Source organism: Stenotrophomonas sp. P5_B8 (assembly GCF_054049855.1).
On record NZ_JBFULO010000754.1, the window covers coordinates 1 to 989 of the forward strand.

Below are 989 nucleotides of genomic sequence, written 5' to 3' on the forward strand. Positions count from 1 at the left end.
GGCTTCGCTCTATGGTGCAGAGCGGTAGGTTGTAGAGCGACACCGGGATGCCGGCCATATCCAGGATGTCGACGGCGTCCCTAAGTATTTCGGAATAGTCTGCAGGGTCGGCCCATAGATCGCGCTGGTGCGCCTTCGCGAACCCCACGGGCTCAATGCCCATGAGGGCCACGTGCTCCACGAAAGGCAGGTTCCGCCAAATGAAGCGAGCCAGCTGGGCCAGACGCTCAAACGTAGGCCGAACCAGCACCACGCGTATCTCCACGCGTTGCCGGGCGGCCTGGAGGGCGTAGAGGCCCCTCAACGTCTCTGCAAACGCCCCCTCACTTTGGACTACGTAATCGTGCAGTCCGTAGTGGTCACCGTACAGCGGGACCCCCCAGCTGAGGTTTGGATGCAGCCCATCGAACTTGGCGTGGAGCAAAGGGTCGCGAAGGCGCCCGTTTGAGAGAATGTGGACGTGGGTATCCGGAAGGGTCTCGGAACACCTCTTAACGACTTCGACCAAGCCATCTCCAAGGAGGGTGGGCTCGCCCCCGCTGATGGCCAACGACGGTTCGTCAGGGTCCACCAGCTCAACAAGGTCCAGCAACTGTCTAACTCGCCAGCCGTCCTCCACCTCACGGGGCGGCTGGGAGCACATCAGGCAGTAGCTGTTGCACCGCTCGGTGGCAAAGAGGACGTTGCCGTTGTCGCCGCGGCGGTATCGGACAGCAACCCGTTGCCGAATCGGATCCAGCTCTATGACGTCACCACTTTTGGTAATGCGCAAGTCGCCCTCGAGACTCACCCAGGGAACCGTGGCCGGCCACCCGTGGCCATCCGGTGGAAGCAGGGCGCCCCAAGGGAGGCCGAGCAGTTCCGTGGAGACGGCCAAGTCAGCTGTCGCCCGCAGATCGAGCGCCAGCCTTGAGGGCGGCAGACTTGAAGTTGAAAAATCCCTCAAGTCCACAACCTTCAGAAGTGGGGAGCCGGGTGACATTGGAACC

The 989-nt window shown here is 62.2% G+C and carries 1 protein-coding gene; it reads right to left on the reverse strand.

Going from position 1 to position 989, the window contains the following annotated elements; all coding sequences use genetic code 11:
- The coding region (gene hxsC / locus ACXJKH_RS21240) for a His-Xaa-Ser system radical SAM maturase HxsC (RefSeq protein WP_457322343.1) at nucleotides 1-982 on the reverse strand (982 nt) is incomplete at its 3' end.
- Nucleotides 983-989 lie beyond the last annotated feature (7 nt).